General features: G+C 68.3%; 18 protein-coding genes. 12 read left to right on the top strand and 6 right to left on the bottom strand.

Going from position 1 to position 16,155, the window contains the following annotated elements; translation table 11 throughout:
• The first annotated feature begins 77 nt into the window (after positions 1-77).
• Positions 78-971, top strand: a complete 894-nt coding sequence (locus LQ566_RS08395) for a DUF5819 family protein (protein ID WP_231091162.1) — start codon at positions 78-80, stop codon at positions 969-971.
• A 5-nt stretch (positions 972-976) separates the two neighbouring features.
• Complete coding sequence (locus tag LQ566_RS08390) at positions 977-2,074, top strand: HTTM domain-containing protein (protein WP_231091400.1); 1,098 nt, start codon at positions 977-979, stop codon at positions 2,072-2,074.
• Positions 2,075-2,152: 78 nt separating this feature from the next.
• Here the strand turns inward: LQ566_RS08390 and LQ566_RS08385 are convergent, their stop codons facing one another.
• Entirely contained in the window at positions 2,153-3,013 is an 861-nt protein-coding gene (locus LQ566_RS08385; RefSeq protein ID WP_231091161.1) for an alkaline phosphatase family protein, read from the bottom strand.
• A 185-nt stretch (positions 3,014-3,198) separates the two neighbouring features.
• Between LQ566_RS08385 and LQ566_RS08380 the strand changes: the two genes are divergently transcribed.
• Positions 3,199-3,627, top strand: a complete 429-nt coding sequence (locus LQ566_RS08380) for a cupin domain-containing protein (RefSeq protein WP_231091160.1) — start codon at positions 3,199-3,201, stop codon at positions 3,625-3,627.
• 73 nt (positions 3,628-3,700) lie between these two features.
• Positions 3,701-4,588: a DMT family transporter gene (locus LQ566_RS08375; protein ID WP_231091159.1), complete on the top strand. Its 888-nt coding sequence runs from the start codon at positions 3,701-3,703 to the stop codon at positions 4,586-4,588.
• 131 nt (positions 4,589-4,719) lie between these two features.
• Here LQ566_RS08375 and LQ566_RS08370 read toward each other — a convergent pair whose 3' ends face one another.
• Positions 4,720-4,953 (bottom strand): RNA-binding S4 domain-containing protein, encoded by a 234-nt coding sequence (locus LQ566_RS08370; RefSeq protein ID WP_308070686.1) that lies wholly within the window; start codon positions 4,951-4,953, stop codon positions 4,720-4,722.
• A gap of 37 nt (positions 4,954-4,990) precedes the next feature.
• On the opposite strand from LQ566_RS08370, the gene LQ566_RS08365 reads away from it, so the two are divergent.
• The gene (locus LQ566_RS08365; protein ID WP_231091158.1) at positions 4,991-5,560 is read left to right on the top strand and encodes a hypothetical protein; all 570 of its coding nucleotides are present in this window, start codon (positions 4,991-4,993) and stop codon (positions 5,558-5,560) included.
• A 76-nt stretch (positions 5,561-5,636) separates the two neighbouring features.
• On the opposite strand, the gene LQ566_RS08360 is transcribed toward LQ566_RS08365, so the two are convergent.
• Together LQ566_RS08360 and LQ566_RS08355 are read right to left on the bottom strand one after the other, a co-directional pair.
• Positions 5,637-6,467, bottom strand: a complete 831-nt coding sequence (locus tag LQ566_RS08360; protein ID WP_231091157.1) for an aldo/keto reductase — start codon at positions 6,465-6,467, stop codon at positions 5,637-5,639.
• A 34-nt stretch (positions 6,468-6,501) separates the two neighbouring features.
• A complete protein-coding gene (locus LQ566_RS08355; RefSeq protein WP_231091156.1) occupies positions 6,502-7,686 on the bottom strand; it encodes an MFS transporter in 1,185 nt (394 codons plus the stop codon).
• 110 nt (positions 7,687-7,796) lie between these two features.
• On the opposite strand from LQ566_RS08355, the gene LQ566_RS08350 reads away from it, so the two are divergent.
• Both LQ566_RS08350 and LQ566_RS08345 read left to right on the top strand, forming a co-directional pair.
• Positions 7,797-8,240 carry a MarR family winged helix-turn-helix transcriptional regulator gene (locus tag LQ566_RS08350; RefSeq protein WP_231091155.1) on the top strand — a complete coding sequence of 148 codons (444 nt, stop codon included), beginning with the start codon at positions 7,797-7,799 and terminating at the stop codon, positions 8,238-8,240.
• Between the two features lie 405 nt (positions 8,241-8,645).
• Complete coding sequence (locus LQ566_RS08345) at positions 8,646-9,302, top strand: helix-turn-helix domain-containing protein (protein WP_231091154.1); 657 nt, start codon at positions 8,646-8,648, stop codon at positions 9,300-9,302.
• 27 nt (positions 9,303-9,329) lie between these two features.
• On the opposite strand, the gene LQ566_RS08340 is transcribed toward LQ566_RS08345, so the two are convergent.
• Positions 9,330-9,932: a flavin reductase family protein gene (locus LQ566_RS08340; RefSeq protein WP_231091153.1), complete on the bottom strand. Its 603-nt coding sequence runs from the start codon at positions 9,930-9,932 to the stop codon at positions 9,330-9,332.
• Positions 9,933-9,997: 65 nt separating this feature from the next.
• Between LQ566_RS08340 and LQ566_RS08335 the strand changes: the two genes are divergently transcribed.
• Entirely contained in the window at positions 9,998-10,708 is a 711-nt protein-coding gene (locus tag LQ566_RS08335) for an ArsR/SmtB family transcription factor (RefSeq protein WP_231091152.1), read from the top strand.
• On the opposite strand, the gene LQ566_RS08330 is transcribed toward LQ566_RS08335, so the two are convergent.
• A complete protein-coding gene (locus LQ566_RS08330; protein ID WP_231091151.1) occupies positions 10,705-11,583 on the bottom strand; it encodes an AraC family transcriptional regulator in 879 nt (292 codons plus the stop codon). The two genes, LQ566_RS08335 and LQ566_RS08330, sit on opposite strands and share 4 nt — an antisense overlap.
• A 91-nt stretch (positions 11,584-11,674) precedes the next feature.
• On the opposite strand from LQ566_RS08330, the gene LQ566_RS08325 reads away from it, so the two are divergent.
• Genes LQ566_RS08325 through LQ566_RS08310 form a run of 4 tightly spaced genes read left to right on the top strand, consistent with a single transcriptional unit; the run spans position 11,675 to position 16,138 of the window.
• Positions 11,675-13,015, top strand: coding sequence for a cellulase-like family protein (locus LQ566_RS08325; RefSeq protein WP_231091150.1), 1,341 nt, complete (start codon positions 11,675-11,677; stop codon positions 13,013-13,015).
• A 39-nt stretch (positions 13,016-13,054) separates the two neighbouring features.
• The gene (locus LQ566_RS08320) at positions 13,055-14,347 is read left to right on the top strand and encodes an ABC transporter substrate-binding protein (RefSeq protein WP_231091149.1); all 1,293 of its coding nucleotides are present in this window, start codon (positions 13,055-13,057) and stop codon (positions 14,345-14,347) included.
• On the top strand, positions 14,344-15,270 hold the full coding sequence (locus LQ566_RS08315; RefSeq protein WP_231091148.1) for a carbohydrate ABC transporter permease: 927 nt from the start codon (positions 14,344-14,346) through the stop codon (positions 15,268-15,270). The genes LQ566_RS08320 and LQ566_RS08315 overlap by 4 nt, the downstream gene beginning before the upstream one ends.
• A 1-nt stretch (position 15,271) precedes the next feature.
• The gene (locus LQ566_RS08310; protein ID WP_231091147.1) at positions 15,272-16,138 is read left to right on the top strand and encodes a carbohydrate ABC transporter permease; all 867 of its coding nucleotides are present in this window, start codon (positions 15,272-15,274) and stop codon (positions 16,136-16,138) included.
• Positions 16,139-16,155 lie beyond the last annotated feature (17 nt).

Raw genomic sequence — 16,155 nt, 5'->3', positions numbered from 1 at the left:
GACTTCCACGGGGGGAGTCACCGGCCCTCCGGCATCCCGCGGGCGGCTGCCGTCCCCGGTCACGTTGAAGGAGCACCATGACCGACCACCTCGTCATCGATGCGGGGAGCGACTCGTCGACGACCCCCGCTGAGCCCGGGGCCGACTCGGCCGTGACGGCCGTGACGAAGCCTCGCTCCGAACCGTTGCAGCGCTCCGGCACGCCGGCGCCGCCGCGCCGATGGGTGCGCGCCGTCGCGTTCGTCGCGGTGCTCTTCACCGCCTGGCACGTCTTCGCTTCCTTCCTGTGGATCGCGCCCCCGTCTCCATTGCGGGAGGTGGTGCCTGGGAAGGCGCTGTCGTCGTACATGCTGCCGTTCTTCGGACAGTCCTGGAGCGTCTTCGCTCCCGAGCCCATCAACGGCGACTACCACTTCAACGTCCGCGCGGTGATCGTCGAGGGCGGCGAACGGGTGGAGACGGGCTGGGTGAGCGCCACCGACGTGGAGCTCTCCATGATCCGCTACAACCTCACGCCGCCGCGTGCGGGCATCCAGTCCAGTGAGCTGGCATCGGACTTCAAGAAGGCGTGGGACGCGTTGGGCGATCAGCAGCGTGCGATCCTGGCCGAGCGCTACGTCGGCAACGCCGATCAGCTGCGCGCCGACCTGGAGGGTTCGATCACCGAAGGCGAGGGGGCATCGGTCACCGCCGACCAGGTCGATGCGTATCTGCAGCAGGAGCAGCGATCCGTCGCCTACGCCACCCAGGTGGCGCGGGCGATCTGGGGGCCGTCGGTCGAAGAGGTGCAGGTGCGTGTGAGCCGGCAGAACATCATTCCCTTCGGGCAGCGGCACAATCCGGAAGCGAAGAGACCCGAGCCCAAGATCTCGCTCGACGGCTGGCGCGAGCCCCGGGTGAACCCGGGGCAGAACGAGGACAACTTCGCTCGGGTCTTCCGGGAGCAGTACGAGAGGATGCGTCAGCAGTGAAGCAGATGATCCTGCCCGCGATCGCGCACGTCTGGCGCTTCGTGACGGCCGCCGTCCGCGCCGCGGTCAACACGTTCCTGGAGATGCTGGGTTCGCTCGTCGAGATCGGCGAACGCTGGCTCTTCAGCAGCAAGAAGGCGCTGCACGGGCTCGCCGTCACCCGTATCCTGCTGGGCAGCACCGCCTTCGGCCTGTTGCTGGCGAACTTCAGCACACGGCTGTACACGTTCGGGTCCGGATCGGCCTGGAACGGCGAGCTGGCCGAGCCCCGGAGCGACTTCGTCAAGATCTGGCTGTTCAGCAGCTTCCATCGCGTCGCCGGCAACGACCTCGCATTCACCGCCCTGTACATGCTGCTGATGATCCTGGCCGTGCTGTTCGTGCTGGGCTGGCGCTTCCGGCTCGTGCTGCCGGTGTTCTTCGTGCTCTGGGTGAGCTTCATCGAGATGAACGACATGGTCGGCGATCAGGGCGACAACATGTTCCGCATCACCCTGATGATCCTGTTCTTCACCGATCCCGCGGCGAAATGGTCGCTGGATGCCCGCCGCCGCGCCAAGCGCGAGTGGTTCCCGCCGGGGACATCGGGCGCCTACATCGGGACGGTGCTTCACAACCTCGGCCTCGTGGCGCTGACGGCGCAGGTGTGCTTCGTCTACGCGGCCGGTGGTCTGTACAAGGCGCAGGGACAGCCGTGGGCCGGCGGATGGGCGGTCTACGATCCGCTGCACACCATGCGGTTCGGCACCTGGCCGGTGCTCAGCGATCTGATCACGCAATGGGGTCCGATGGTGACGATCGCCACCTGGGGGTCGATCATCATCCAGGTCGCGTTCCTGCTCATGTTGCTGAGCACGTTCACCCGCCGCATCGCCCTCATCGCGATCCTGAGCTTCCACATCGCCATCGGGGTACTGATGGGCCTGCCGTGGTTCTCGTTGACGATGATCGCCATCGACTCGATCTTCATCCGGGAGAAGAGCTGGGCGCGCCTGGATGCGGCGGCCCGGCGTCTCTGGCGCGGTACCGCGCCGAAGGAGGCTGCGGACGGTGCGGGGCAGGACGCGGCGCCCGCCGCGACAGAAACCGTCGGCGCGCGCTGAAGCGGGCCCGCGGGCACGGGTTGACGTGCTTCCCTGCTGAGTGCGGGTCCCCCGGGGCCGCAGCTCGTCGCCGTGCCGTTATGCGGGCGACCTCGTGCCGAACACACGTCCATCCATGCCCTCGGGGACTGTGACCCCGAGGGCATGGAGCGTGTGGACGGCGATGTCCGCGTGCGTGACCCCAGTGCCGGAGGCGGCGTCGATGCCGGGGCCTGACGCCGCGATCCACGCGGTGCGTTCGGCATCGCTGTCTCCGCCGTGGTGTCCCGCGTCGCGGTGGCCGTGATCGGTCACCACGATGACGGTCCATTCTTCGTTCACGCGGTCGGGGCGGGCGTCGATGGCGGCCAGCAGCACGCCTACCTGCTCGTCGGCGCGCTCGATCGCCTCGCGGTAGCGGTCGGTGACGCCCTCGGCATGCGCGACCATGTCGGGCAGGAGCAGGTACGTGAAGATGGCGGAGTGGCCGCGGGCGAGAAGCTCCCGTGCCGTGCGGGAGGTCACCACCTCGTCCATCACGGCGATGGCGGTCAGCGCGGCATCGTCCGTACCGTCTTCGATGCCCGCGGGCAGGTCGGGCCGGAACCCGCCGGGCGCGAACACGGGGCCACCAGAGGCGTCACCCACGAGCGGAGCCCACGCAGCAGCGGCGAACGTCGTCACCGCGGGATCATGGGCACGGATGCGGGAGAGGAAGTCCGGATACTGCTCCAGCCGGTGGCCATGCAGGTCGTTGTCATCGATGCCATGGCGATCGCGATGCACCCCGGAGGCGACCGTCCCCCAGACCGGAGCGGAGATCGTGGGATTGCGCTCGTCCACCCGGACGTCCTCCCAGAAACCGGCGTCGCCGATGGCGGCGATGTGGGGCACGTGTGCGTCCCGCAGCACGTCGGCGCGCACGCCATCGACTCCGACCACCAGCACATGCCGCGTCATCTGCACCCTCCTCATCCGATCCGCGCCCGCCGGACGTCTTCACGTCCTCTCACGCGGGGGCCGCTGCCCCTCGATCATCGCGCGAGAGCTGCGAGCCGCGGCGGAGCAACAGGCGAACTCACCTGATTCTGCTGTCCTCGTGTCCGCCACGCAGTAGCGTGGCGGACACGAGGAAAGGGAAGCGCATGCCTGACTACGAGATCGTCGAGATCGGTGCACCGGAACGCTGGCACGAGTATGTGGGCGGCTTCCGGCCGGAGACGACGTGGGCCGGCCGGCACGTGGTCGATCACGATCTGCAGATGCAGTACATCGGGATGACGGCGAACGCGCTCCAGCCGGGGGACTCGGCCACCTACTGGCACCGTCACGCGCGCATCGAGGAACTGTACGTGTTCCTGCACGGGCACGGCCAGATGGGCCTCGACGACGACGTGATCGACGTCGGCCCGGGGTCGGTGGTTCGGGTGGGTCAAGGGGTGTGGCGCACGTGGCGCGCGCGGCCGGACAGCGCGGAGGAACTGCGGTGGCTGTGCATCCGATCCGGTGGCGGCGAGCTCCCGCATCTCCCCGACGACAGCGAGCGAGCCACCGACCGACCCCTTCCGTGGTGACGGAGTCGTCTTCCGTGGTGACGGAGTCGTCGCGGATTCGCGTCTGCGGGGTGCGCGGCACCAGGATGAGGGAGTGATCCCGACCGCCGTCCGAGGCCTCCGTCTCAGCCGCCAGGAGTGGGTGCTGATCGCCATCACCTTCCTGTGGGGCGCCACCTTCCTCGTCGTGCACTTCGCCGTCACCACGACGGGACCCTGGTTCTTCGTCGGCGTGCGGTTCCTCGCCGCGGGGCTCATCGCCGCACTCGTCCTGAATCGCGGACTTCGGGGCCTGCGTCCGCGAGAGATCGCCGCGGGCGCCGCGATCGGCGTGATGGTGTACCTCGGGTACGGGCTGCAGACCGTGGGGCTGCAGACGATCGACTCCAGTACCTCGGCCTTCATCACGGCGTTTTATGTGCCCCTCGTTCCGCTGCTGCAGTGGGTGGTGTTCCGCAAAGCTCCGCGGTGGACGGTGTGGATCGGCGTCGTCCTTGCGTTTACCGGCCTGATCCTGGTGGCGGGTCCGTCGGCGGCGGGATTCTCGCTGGGGCAGGGTGAGGTGGTGACGATGATCAGCACGCTCGCGATCGCCGCTGAGATCATCCTGATCAGCGTGTTCGCCGGACGCGTGGACGTCGGGCGCGTCACCGTGGTGCAGCTGATCGTCGCGAGCCTGCTGGCCTTTCTCACCATGCCGGTCACCGGAGAGGCCGTTCCCGCGTTCTCCTGGGTGTGGCTGCTCGCCGCGGTCGGTCTGGGGGCGATGAGCGCGGCCATCCAGTGGGCCATGAACTGGGCCCAGCGTTCCGTGTCGCCCACTCGCGCCACCATCATCTACGCCGGCGAGCCGGTGTGGGCGGGGATATTCGGCCGCCTGGCTGGGGAGCGCCTGCCGGCGCTCGCCATCGTGGGAGCCGCGCTGATCATCGCGGGCATGGTCGTGAGCGAGCTCAATCCCCGCCGCCGTCGTCCGAATTAGCCGCGAGACTTCTCTGTGGGCGAGAATGCCCGCGTTGCGGCGCTTCTCGCGCACAGACGGAAGTCTCACGTGTCGACCGAAGGGGAAGACACGGCGTACGGGGCGGGAACGGCGGACGGAAGTTTCGCGGGTCAGCCCCGCAGACGGACGCGAACGGTGCGGTCGTCGAGGTCGACGATGTCGCCGTCGCGCAGTTGCCGGCCGCGGCGCATCTCGATCTCGCCGTTGACGGCCACGAGGCCTTCCGCGATGACCTCTTTGCTCTCGCCACCGGATTCGATGAGATCCGCGAACTTCAGGAACTGGCCGAGACGGATCATGCCGCCGTCCACCTCGACGTCGGGGATGTCTGCGGGACTGGTCACTCAACGATCGTATCCGCCGTCGACATAGGCTGGTCGCATGGAGCGTGTCCCCTCGCCGAGCTGGCGTCCCGAGGTGGCCGATCTCGTCCGCAGGTTCGATCGCGACGGCGAGATCGTCGTGCGGAGCAGCCGGACCTGGATCCTCATCCGCTGTGCTCTGGTGCTGCCGTGCGTCATCCTCGTCGCGCTCGGCGGCTTCCTCGATCCGTCGATCGGCATCGCGCTGATGTCCGTGTTCGGCGTCGTCTGCCTCGTGGGCATCATCTGGATCCTGCGGCTGGCGTGGCCACGCACCCGTGCTCGCATCGATCGCGCGGGAGTGCACTATCGCCGCCGAACGGTGCCGTGGTCGCAGATCCGTGAGGCCACCACGGGCGTGGTCTCCGGCCGGGGCGGGGTGCTGTCTTCGACCTACGTCTGCCTGGTGCTGGTGGGTGACGGCCTGCACTCGGGGCCCGAGGTCCGGATGGCTCCGTTCCTGGATCCCGACGGTGCGACACTCGCGGCGACGCTGAACATCCTTCTCCCCGAGCTCCGCACTGCCGGAGGTCCGCCCTCTCGTCCGACGGTGTGGCCCGCTCAACCCGGCGGCCGGAGCGCCTCCTGACGCGAGAAACCCCTGCAGGTCCGAGAGAGCCGGCAACGCGGGGATCTCAGACTCGCAGGGGCTTCTCGCGTGCGGGTCAGCCCTCGAATGTCGCGGGGTGGGGGCCGGTGCGGCCGTGCACGTCGAGGGCGTCGATCGCGGTGAGCTCGTCATCGGTGAGGTCGAAGCCGAACACGGCGAGGTTCTCGGCGATCCGCGCGGGGGTGACAGACTTCGGGATGATGATGCGTCCCTGCTGCAGGTGCCAGCGCAGTACCACCTGAGCGGGGGTGACGCCGTGGGCGGCCGCGGCGGTCAGGACGGGCTCGGAGCCGAGGGCGGCGCCCTGCGCGAGCGGGCTCCAGGCCTCCGTGGCGATGCCGTGCTCGGTGTTCGCCGCGACCACCGCCCGGTTCTGGAACGCCGGGTGAAGCTCCACCTGGTTGACGGCCGGAACGACCTCCGCGGATGCGAGCAGGCGATCCAGGTGCTCGGGCTCGAAGTTGGAGACGCCGATGGCACGAACCCGGCCGTCGGCGTGGATCCGCTCCAGCGCACGCCAGGTGTCGCGATAGAGGTCCTGCGCCGGAGCGGGCCAGTGGATGAGGTACAGATCGAGGGCATCGACGCCCAGCTTCGCCAGCGTCGTGTCGTAGGCACGCAGCGTGGCGTCGTATCCCTGGTCGGAGTTCCAGACCTTGGAGGTGAGGAAGAGGTCGTCGCGGGCGATCCCGGACTCGGCGATGGCGCGGCCCACGCCCGCTTCGTTGCCGTAGATGGCGGCGGTGTCGATGGAGCGGTAGCCGGCCTGGAGCGCGGCGGTCACGGCGGTGGTCGTCTCCTCGTCGGGCACCTGGAAGACGCCGAATCCGAGTTGGGGCATGGACACGCCGTTGTTGAGCGTGATCGTGGGGATGTCGATGGACATGGTTCTCCTTGTGGGATGAGCTGGAGGGGATGAGTTAGACGGTGGCGGGAACGGCGGGAGCCGGTGCCGTGCGCGGAGTGCGGGCGGTGAGGGCGGCGGCGACCATCACGACGAAGGCCACGATGGTGATCGCAGCGCCGATCCACAACGGCGAGGTGAAGCCGAGACCGGCACTGATGCCGAGACCGCCCGCCCAGGCTCCCAGGGCGTTGCCGATGTTGAACGCGCCGATGTTCGCGCCGGAGGCCAGCGTGGGCGCCGTCTCGGCGTAGGCCATCACGCGGCTCTGCAGGCCGGGAACGGTGCCGAATCCGAAGCCGCCCATCAGTGCGAGCAGCACGACCACCGCCGGCTGCCAGCTGGCGAGGAGTGCGAACGCCGCGAGGATGACGACCAGTGCACCGATGAACCAGAGCAACGTGGCGTCGCGGTGCTTGTCGGCGAGACGGCCACCCAGCGCATTGCCCACGACGAGGCCCGCGCCGAACAGCACGAGCAGCCACGGCACCGCGCCGGCGGCGAAGCCGGACACCTCCGTCAGCGTGTACGCGATGTAGGTGAAGGCGCCGAACATCCCGCCGAAGGCGAGCGCCGTGACGATGAGGGACAGCCAGACCTGCCCGGAGCGGAAGGCGGCGAGCTCGCGACGAAGGCTCGGCGCCGACGTGGGGCCGGAGGCAGCGGGCACGAGAGCGACAACACCGGCGAACGCGATCACGCCGATGGCGGCGATGGCCCAGAACGTGGAACGCCAGCCGAACTGCTGGCCGAGGAACGTGCCGAAGGGCACCCCCAGGACGTTGGCCGCCGTGAGACCGGTGAACATGATGGCCACCGCCCGGGCCGCACGATCGGCCGGCACGAGGGAGGCGGCGACCACCGAGCCGATGCCGAAGAACGCACCGTGGCAGAGGGCGGCGATGATGCGACCGACCAGGGCGATGCCATACTCCGGGGCCAGCGCGGTGATGACGTTGCCGACGATGAAGAGCACCATCAGCCCCAGCAGCACGGTCTTGCGTGGCAGCCGGGTGGTGGCGGCGGTGAGGCCCAGGGCGCCGACCACCACGGCGAGGGCGTAGCCGGAGATGAGGCCGCCCGCGGCGGCCTCGCTGACACCGAAGTCGCGTGCGACCTCGGGCAGCAGGCCCATGATGACGAATTCCGTCAGTCCGATTCCGAACCCGCCGATGGCGAGTGCGAGAAGTCCGAGAGGCATGTGTGGAGCACTCCTGTAAGATAGTTGCAAACGCGGGATATTGCGTTGCGAGTAATAATGATTGCACACGCAACTATCCAGCGCAAGCAACTACTTTGAGGAGGAGTGTCATGGGGATCTCCGACGACGCCGTCGAAGTCCGCGCCCAGGGGTGGCGCACGCTCGCCGCTCTGCACGGCCGCATCGAGTCCGAACTTGAACGGGCGCTCGGTGCGCACGCCGAGCTGTCGGTCGTGGAGTACACCGTGCTGGATGCTCTCAGCCGCCAGGCCGGCTGGCACATGCGGATGCAGCAGCTCGCGCATGCCACGGCCCTGAGCCCCAGCGCCACCACGCGCCTCGTCACCCGGCTCGAGGACCGGGGCCTGCTCACGCGCATTCTCTGCACCGACGATCGTCGCGGCATCTACACCGAGCTCACCGCCGAAGGATGGAAGCTCTACGAGCACGCCAAGCCCGTGCACGACGAGACGCTGGAGGACGTGCTGCGGGTGGCGGGTGAGGAACCCGAGCTCGCACCGCTGGCCGCGCTTCTCGCGGGGGAGCGGGTCTGAGCGTCTCGGATCGCGGCGGGGTCGTCGCCGGTCACTGAAGCGGCACCGGTGCTCAAGCCGGTGTGCTGCCCGGTCGCGTGCTGAGCGGTCGGGTGACGGTCGTCGCGCTCGGGGCGACCCCAAGAGTGGGGTCTTTCTGCCATGGCAGTGCCCTCGTCGCGCCGCTGCCGCGCGCTTGCCTCCTATTCTCAAAAAGTCCCCACCGCGAGAGCGACTCGGCAGCCTGCCCGAGGCTTGTCAGCGGTCCCGATGGTCGCCTCCAGGCTGAGCACACCTCCACGGTTCGTCAGCAGCGAGCGCCCCGGTGGCGGGATGCGCTCGGCCTCTGCGGCGCCGTCTCCAACGGCGCGCCGTATGAGCCGGGCGGATGCCGAGGTGGCCTGAGACGAGGAAGCGGAGGGACGCGTGGCGCCGCTCAGACGGCGGCCTGTCCAGGTCGCGATCATCGAGCGGCGGCTGTTTCAGCGTCTCGGGCTGACGAGCTATGTCCAGGGGCTGGTGCGCTTCACCGTGGTGTTCAGCGGTGATGATGCCCAGGAGCTGCTGGAACGACTCGAGAGCGAGATCGACACCGCGGCACCCGGGATCGCCTTCTTCGACCCCGTGGACGCCGGTGCGCCGGATCTCACCACGATCACCCGACTGAACGCGGCAGGGTTCCGGGTGATCGTCCTCGCCGACTTCGATCACACGCGCCATGCCCGATCCGTTCTCGCCGCGGGTGCGCGCGCTCTGGTCAGTCCTCGCGACAGAGAGGAAGACGTGCTGAACGCCATGTCCGCCGTCGTCGCCGGTCGAAGCTGGGTCACGCCCCGCCTGACCGAGCGCCTCGCGGTGGGAGAGCCTGCGCCGCCGAAGCTCAGCATGCAGGAGGAACGCGCTCTGGTCCTCTACTCCTCGGGCCTCACGATCGGTCAGGTCGCGGAGCAGATGAACATCGGATGGGAGACGGCCCGGCAGTACCTCGACCGTGTCAAGCTCAAGTTCCGCAACGCGGGAACGCCGGTGCGCACCAAGGCCGACCTCATCCGCGTGGCGATCCGCGACGGCTTCGTGCAGTAGGAGCCACGGAGCCTCACCCGGTGCTCGCTAGTGTTGCACCTCGGCGCGCTGGGCGATGCCGCGCCGCCTCCCCAGGCCGTAGTAGTGCCGGAAGCTGTAGATCAGCGGGTGCCACCGGCTCGGGTCGATGTACGACGTTCCGGCGAGTGTGATGGGGTCATCGACATGCACTGCCGTCGACCGGGCGTGGACGACGACGAGCCCACCGTCCTCCTCGTCGACCCGTGTGGCCCGTGCTTCGATGTGCACGGGCAACTCGGCGACTCTGGCTGGCCGGACCGTCGTCGCGGCGAGCGGGTGCCAGCCCACCTCTTCGAACTTGTCGTGCACGTACGTCGTGCTTGCAGGCTTCGCCGCGGGCACCGGCGATGCTCCTGTCGTCCGCCCCAGTGTCTCGACCTCTTGCCAGTGGGAATCATCGGGCAGGTTGATCACCAGCTCGGGGCGCTCGCGCAGGTTGGCGACCGTGTGTCCTTCGGCGCCGAGCCCCAGTACCAGGAGGTCATCGAGCGCCCAATACGACGACACCGGCGCCAGGTTGGTCGTACCGTCCATGTTCACCGTGGAGATCACGGCGACGGGAGTGCCGAAGTAGAGGACTGACGGCGTGATTGTTCGATGGCGGCGCATGGCACCCATGGTTGCAGCCGGGGAGTTCGGCGCTGACCGAAGTGTTCTCGCGAGAGACTTGCTCCATGGACGACCGGGCGAATGGGCGGGCTCTGGCGAACGTGGCGGCCGTGATCGCCGAGCCGAGTCGGGCGACGATGCTGCTCGGGATGCTGGATGGGCGTGCGTGGACGGCCACCGAACTCGCAGCACACGCGGGCGTTGCCCGATCGACCGCAACGGAGCATCTTCACCAGTTGGTGGCCGGAGGGCTCGTCGAAGAGCGGCGTCAGGGGCGGCATCGCTACGTGCGGTTGGCTGATCCTCAGGTGGCCGCCCTCATCGAACAATTGGCCTCCGCCACCTCGCCGGCGGCACCGGCGGCCTCGCTGCGCGGCGTCGAGAGAGACCAGCGCCTTCGCGCGGCGCGCACCTGTTACGACCACCTCGCCGGGGCTCTGGGAGTGCGCGTCTGTGACGCCTTCACCTCCCGCGGGTACATCGACGTGACGGCATCTCCCTCCCTCACCGCGGAAGGCGAAGCGGCGTGCTCTCGTCTGGGCGTGCCCCTGGGCGCGTGGCCCCGCACCCGACGACCACGTGTCCTCCTGTGCCTGGACTGGACCGAGCGCCGGGACCACCTCGCCGGCGCTCTGGGGGCCGCGATCCTCCGATCCTTCGGTGAGAACGGCTGGGTCCGTGGCGATCGCACCACCCGGGCGATCCGGGTGACGGACGCGGGAAGGGCGGCGCTCGCAGAGCACCTCGACCTGAGCTTCGAGCCCGAGGGCCGTTAGGGCATGTGCTGCCGGGAGGCGTCGCGGAACTGCGTCGGTGAGGTGCCGTTGATCGCCCGGAACTGGCGGGAGAAGTAGAACGCGTCCGAGTAACCCACCTGCGCCGCGATCTCCGCGACCGACAGGTCCGTGGTCACCAGCAGCTCTCGCGCGCGTGCGCTTCGCAGCCGCTTGAGGTAGTCCACGACGCTGTATCCGGTCGATGCCTTGAACAGCGCGGAGAAGTGCGAGGTGCTCAGCTCCGCCAATCGTGCGAGCTCCGAGACCGGCACGGCTGAGGCGAGATTGTCGCGCAGATACTCCTGCACCACGTGGATGCGATCGGCGGTGTGGCGTTCGCGTCGCAGCCGGTCCGCAGCGAGGATCGCCAGCAGGTGCCAGGCCGCTCCGGCCGCGCGCAGGAGAGTCCCCGTGGTCTCATCCGCTTCCAGCAGGGCGACCGCCTGCTCGATGAGGGCCACGGCGGTGAACACGTCGTGCAGATGCACGACCGGATCGTCCTCCGGGCCGCGAATCTGGGCCACGAGCTCGGGGACGTCGGTGCCCGTGGCGTGCAACCACCAGATGGTCCAGGGGTCGTCTTCATCGGCCAGGTAGGAGTGCGCCCGATCGGGCGGCAGCACCACGGCGTCACCGGGGCCCACGGGCACGCGCCGGCCGTCCTGCATCACCCAGCCTCCGCCGTGCGTGCACACGATGACGATGGCCTCCGCGGCGCCGGACGGCCGGATCCGCCCGTGCGCCGCTGCGCGCGGGAAGTAGCCGGCGTCGGTCACCAGCAGGCGCTGCGTCACCGGCAGCGCCCGTGCCTGGCGGGACAGCGGCACCGGGAGCACGCGCAGGCGCTGACCGGGGAACCCATCGCGGCGGAGCATGCGCCGACGATAGCACTTGTCGGAGAATCGTCCAGGTATGCCGGAGAAACCAGCATTCCTTCGCCGTGTTGACCGCGGATATCGTGGCGACATGCTCACAGGAGAGATGACGCCATCAGCCGATCGGACAGGTCGCTATGTTCCCGTGCCGCCACGTGATGGTGTTCCCGATCGCCTCGCCATCACCCTGTGGGACTTCTCCTGGTATGTCCGCACCGGGGCGGGTGAGCCCTTCGAGAACCTCGACCGGGCGGCCGCGGAGGCCGTCGAGCGCGGCTACAACACCATCCGCATCTGCGCCATGCCGTTCCTCCTGTTCGGCTCGGGTCTCGACACCACGGCAGTGGAACTGGACCGTCTCGGCGGCGACTACGCGCAGAACGTGCGCTGGTACGACGTCGGCTCTCCCACGGTGATCGATGGGCGCGCGCACCTGCGCGAGCTGTTCGAGGTGTGCCGGCGTCACGGACTGTTCGTGATCCTGTCGTCGTGGGAATACCAGCAGTCATCGTCGTTCGCGGCCAGCTCCGACTGGTGGGATGCCCTGCGCGCCGTCGATCCGGAGGAGCGCGCCGAGCGTTTGGCGGAATCGTTCGCCGCGCTGATCGACTTCCTCGCGGAGCACGGTCTGGACGATCGCATCGCGTTCACCGAGCTGCACAACGAGGTCCAGATCGGCCATCTGAGCGACGGGCTCACCAGCTGGCTCGTGGATGACGCCCGCACCGTCGTCGAACTGGAGCCCCGCCTCACCCGCGGACTCGCCCGCTTCCACGAGCTGCAGCCGGATCAGCCGGTGACGGTCAACTACGCGCATGTGCCGGTGGCGTCGATGCGTGCCATACCGCACAACATCGATGTGCTCGTCGTTCACCCCTACATCTACGGCGTGCTCGACGAGGTGACGCAGGCGTTCGATCTGCGCGGCTCGCTCGCCGACTTCCCGCGAGCCGCCGTCGAAGCCGCCGGGATCCTCCGCGCCGACGCACCCGACGCGGAGAGCTGGGTGCTGCCGCCGGAGCGGGCGTGGAAGGCGGAGGCGACCATTGTCGGCAAGCCCGAGATCTTCCTGCACGACTGGGTGGACGCCGAGGCGTTCGACCGGTTCCTCTACGAGCGCTATCAGGGGCATCGCGTGGAGATGGACCGTGTGTTGCGGATCTGGCTCGACGTCGCGGCCGATGTGTCGCGCTCGCGCGGTGTCCCGCTGGCTTTCGGGGAGGGGTGGATCGGCTACACCCCGCTGCACGGCACCTTCGAGGAGGGGCCGGTGGGCAGCGAGTTCTGCCGACGAGCGGTGCGGGAGTCCGCTCGCGTCGGGGCCTGGGGCACCATCGTGTGCTCCAACGCGGCTCCGCATCATCCGATGTGGGCCGATGTCGCGCTCCAGATCGAATGCAACCGGATGTTCACCGAACATCTCACCCACTAGGCGCACGCGCCCCATCCATCGGTCGTCGAGGAGGACACCATGGCACCAGAACTGCAGGTCACACGTCGCACCTTCCTCGCGGGTGCGCTCGCACTGGGAGGCGCATTCGCCCTCTCCGGCTGCGTCACCGGAGGCTCCCCGGGTACGGGCGGCAGCGGCGGCGCCGCCAGCGGCACCCTCACGCTCCAGTCGTCGCTGTCCGATCCCGCCCCCAAGGCTGCGCTCACCGCCGTGATGGACGCGTACACCGGCGGCAAGGTCACCCTGAACACGGTGGCGATCGAGCAGTTCCGCGCACAGCTGTCCACCTACCTCTCCTCCAGCAATCCCCCCGATGTGCTCACGTGGTATGCGGGGTCGGTGGCGCGGGACTACGCCAGCAAGGGATATCTGCTGGACCTGTCGGAGATGTGGACCGGCAGCGGCGCGGCCGCGAACTTCTCGCCCGCGCTGAAGGCGCTGTCGACGGACGACAGCGGCAAGCAGATATTCCTGCCCACCTCCTACTACTGGTGGGGCGTGTTCTACCTGAAGGACAACTTCGCGAAGTGGGGCGTCTCCGAGCCCAAGACCTGGGACGAGTTCATCGCCATGTGCGACAAGCTCAAGGGGATGGGCATCAACCCCCTCGCCAACGGCATCGGCACCACGCCGTGGATGGCATCGGGCTGGTTCGACATCCTCAATCTCCGGGTCAACGGCGCCGCCTTTCACCGCGAGCTGCTGGCCGGAAAGCACTCGTTCGACAGCGCCGAGGTGCGCAAGGTGATGTCGTACTACGCGCAGCTGGTGCCGTACTTCGACCCCAACATGACCTCATACGCCTGGCAGGATGCCGTCACGCCGTTGGTGCAGGGCAAGGATGCGATGTACCTCACGGGTGCGTTCATCAGCCAGAACATCACCGACAATCCCGACAACCTGGACTTCTTCAGCGTTCCCGTGATCGACCCGTCGGTGCCGACCGCCGAGGAAGCCCCCACCGACGGCTACTTCGCCAGCGCGAAGACGAAGGATCCGAAGGGGACCATCGCGATGCTGTCGTACCTGGCCAGCCCGAAGGCGCAGCAGGAGTTCATCGAGAAGGCCGGCTCCTCGAATCTGCCGACCTCGCCGGATGTGGACGCGACCCAGTTCAGCCCGCTGGTGCAGAAGGGCCTGAAGATGCTCAACGAGACGGAGGAGATCACCCAGTTCTTCAACCGCGACTCGTCCGACGCGCTGCAGACCACCGCGGACACCGCCCTGACGAAGTTCCTCGCCAAGCCGGATGATGTCGACAGCATCCTCAAGGAGTGGCAGACGGCCGCAGAGAAGGTGTGGAACTCGTGAGCCGCCCGGTGGGCGCGGCGACCGCGACGATCGTGGCCGGACGCCGGCGGCGAAGCGCAGTCCGTCGTGTCCCACCGATCATCTGGGGTTTCCTCCTCATCCCGCTGGTGGTGGAGCTGGCCCTGGTGTTCTGGCCGGCGGTCAACAGCTTCTACATCTCGCTGACCAAGTGGAACGGTGCCGGTGCCCCGGAATGGGTCGGTTTCCGCAACTTCGAGAACCTCGCCACCGATCCGGTGTTCATCCAGGCGCTGCTGAACAACGTCTACTGGGTGGTCGGGTTCGGCGGTGCCTCGGTGGTGATCGGGCTGCTCCTGGCCCTCGCACTGAACCGGCCGCGTCGGGGCGTGGGCTTCTACCGCAGCGCCATCTATCTGCCGATGGTGTTCTCCCTCGCGGTCACCGGGTTGTTCTGGCGGCTGCTGTACCAGCCCGACGGTGCGGTGAACTCGGCGCTGGACGCCATCGGGCTGGGCGATGTCGCCCGCCAGTGGCTGGCCGATCCGAGCACTGCCCTCACCGCCGTGCTGATCGCCGCGGTGTGGCGGCAATGCGGCTACATCATGGTGCTCTACCTGGCCGGCCTCAAGGGCGTGGATCCCACGCTCGAGGAGGCGGCCCAGGTGGACGGCGCGAATCGCTGGCAGCGGTTCTGGCGCATCGTGATGCCGCAGATGAAAGGCGTCAACTCCGTGGTGTTCGCCGTGACGGTGATCGACTCGCTGCGCACGTTCGACATCGTCTGGACCATGACGCGAGGCGGGCCCTACAACTCCACCCAGCTGCTGTCGACATACATGTACCAGACGGCCTTCTCCACGGTCGATCTGGGCTACGGATCGGCGATCGCCGTGATCATCTTCCTGCTCGCGATCGTCTTCATCATCGGTTACCTCGCCAGCGCCGCACGATCGGAGGACTGAGATGAGCACACACACCGCCACGCTGCACCAGGTCACGGACACCCGCCCCCGTCGTCGCGCATCCTGGGTGTTCCACGCCGTGATGGCCCCGGTGTCTCTGCTGTGGATCGCACCGCTGATCTTCGTGGTCTTCGTCGCCTTCCGCTCCTTCTCCGACATCACGGCCAACGGCCTGGGCGGCCTGCCGCACTCGTTCTCGCTGGACGGGTTCGTCACCGTCTTCACGCAGGGGCTCGCGGGCAACGCGCTGTGGAACAGCGTCATCGTCACGGTGTTCACCGTGCTGCTCTCGCTGCTGCTGTCCTCGTGGGCGGCGTTCGCGCTGAGCCGCTACGAGATTCCGCTGCGGCGCACCATCCTGTTGATCATGCTCGCGGGCAACCTCCTCCCCGCGCAGATCCTGCTGATCCCCGTCGCCCGCATCACCGAATCGCTCGGCATCGCCGACACCCTCTTCGCGCTGATCGTGGTGCAGGTCGCCTTCGGCATCGGGTTCTACACCTTCGTGCTCTACGGGTTCATGCGCTCGATCCCCGCGGAGATCTTCGAGGCCGCTCGTGTGGACGGCGCCGGGGAGCTCCGGGTGTACCTGCAGCTCGTCCTGCCTCTCACCCGCCCGTCACTCGCCGCGCTCGGAGCGCTGGCCACCACCTGGGTGTGGAACGACCTGATCTGGGCCCTCACCGTGCTGCGGACCGAGTCCAAGTTCCCCATCACCGCGGAGCTGCTGAACATCCAGGGCGGGTTCGTCAGCCAGTGGAACGTGGTGGCGGCCGGGGCCATGATCGCCGCACTCCCCACCGCGATCGTCTTCTTCATCTTCCAGAAGCAGTTCGTGTCGGGCCTCACGCTCGGCACGGGCAAGTGATCCACCGAAGGAGCACC

The sequence above is a fragment of the Microbacterium nymphoidis genome (assembly GCF_021044885.1).
GTDB classification, from domain to species: domain Bacteria; phylum Actinomycetota; class Actinomycetes; order Actinomycetales; family Microbacteriaceae; genus Microbacterium; species Microbacterium nymphoidis.
Note: the sequence above shows the minus strand (reverse complement) of the source record. Positions and strands in the feature narration are given on the sequence as shown.

Excerpts from the sequence above, each read along its gene's own strand:
- LQ566_RS08390 (WP_231091400.1), top strand. The coding sequence starts at position 977 with ATGATCCTGCCCGCGATCGCGCACGTCTGGCGCTTCGTGACGGCCGCC.
- LQ566_RS08330 (WP_231091151.1), bottom strand. The coding sequence starts at position 11,583 with ATGCTCCGCCGCGATGGGTTCCCCGGTCAGCGCCTGCGCGTGCTCCCG.
- LQ566_RS08340 (WP_231091153.1), bottom strand. The coding sequence starts at position 9,932 with ATGCGCCGCCATCGAACAATCACGCCGTCAGTCCTCTACTTCGGCACT.
- LQ566_RS08320 (WP_231091149.1), top strand. The coding sequence starts at position 13,055 with ATGGCACCAGAACTGCAGGTCACACGTCGCACCTTCCTCGCGGGTGCG.
- LQ566_RS08325 (WP_231091150.1), top strand. The coding sequence starts at position 11,675 with ATGCTCACAGGAGAGATGACGCCATCAGCCGATCGGACAGGTCGCTAT.
- LQ566_RS08385 (WP_231091161.1), bottom strand. The coding sequence starts at position 3,013 with ATGACGCGGCATGTGCTGGTGGTCGGAGTCGATGGCGTGCGCGCCGAC.
- LQ566_RS08350 (WP_231091155.1), top strand. The coding sequence starts at position 7,797 with ATGGGGATCTCCGACGACGCCGTCGAAGTCCGCGCCCAGGGGTGGCGC.
- LQ566_RS08380 (WP_231091160.1), top strand. The coding sequence starts at position 3,199 with ATGCCTGACTACGAGATCGTCGAGATCGGTGCACCGGAACGCTGGCAC.
- LQ566_RS08395 (WP_231091162.1), top strand. The coding sequence starts at position 78 with ATGACCGACCACCTCGTCATCGATGCGGGGAGCGACTCGTCGACGACC.
- LQ566_RS08335 (WP_231091152.1), top strand. The coding sequence starts at position 9,998 with ATGGACGACCGGGCGAATGGGCGGGCTCTGGCGAACGTGGCGGCCGTG.
- LQ566_RS08310 (WP_231091147.1), top strand. The coding sequence starts at position 15,272 with ATGAGCACACACACCGCCACGCTGCACCAGGTCACGGACACCCGCCCC.
- LQ566_RS08365 (WP_231091158.1), top strand. The coding sequence starts at position 4,991 with ATGGAGCGTGTCCCCTCGCCGAGCTGGCGTCCCGAGGTGGCCGATCTC.
- LQ566_RS08360 (WP_231091157.1), bottom strand. The coding sequence starts at position 6,467 with ATGTCCATCGACATCCCCACGATCACGCTCAACAACGGCGTGTCCATG.
- LQ566_RS08355 (WP_231091156.1), bottom strand. The coding sequence starts at position 7,686 with ATGCCTCTCGGACTTCTCGCACTCGCCATCGGCGGGTTCGGAATCGGA.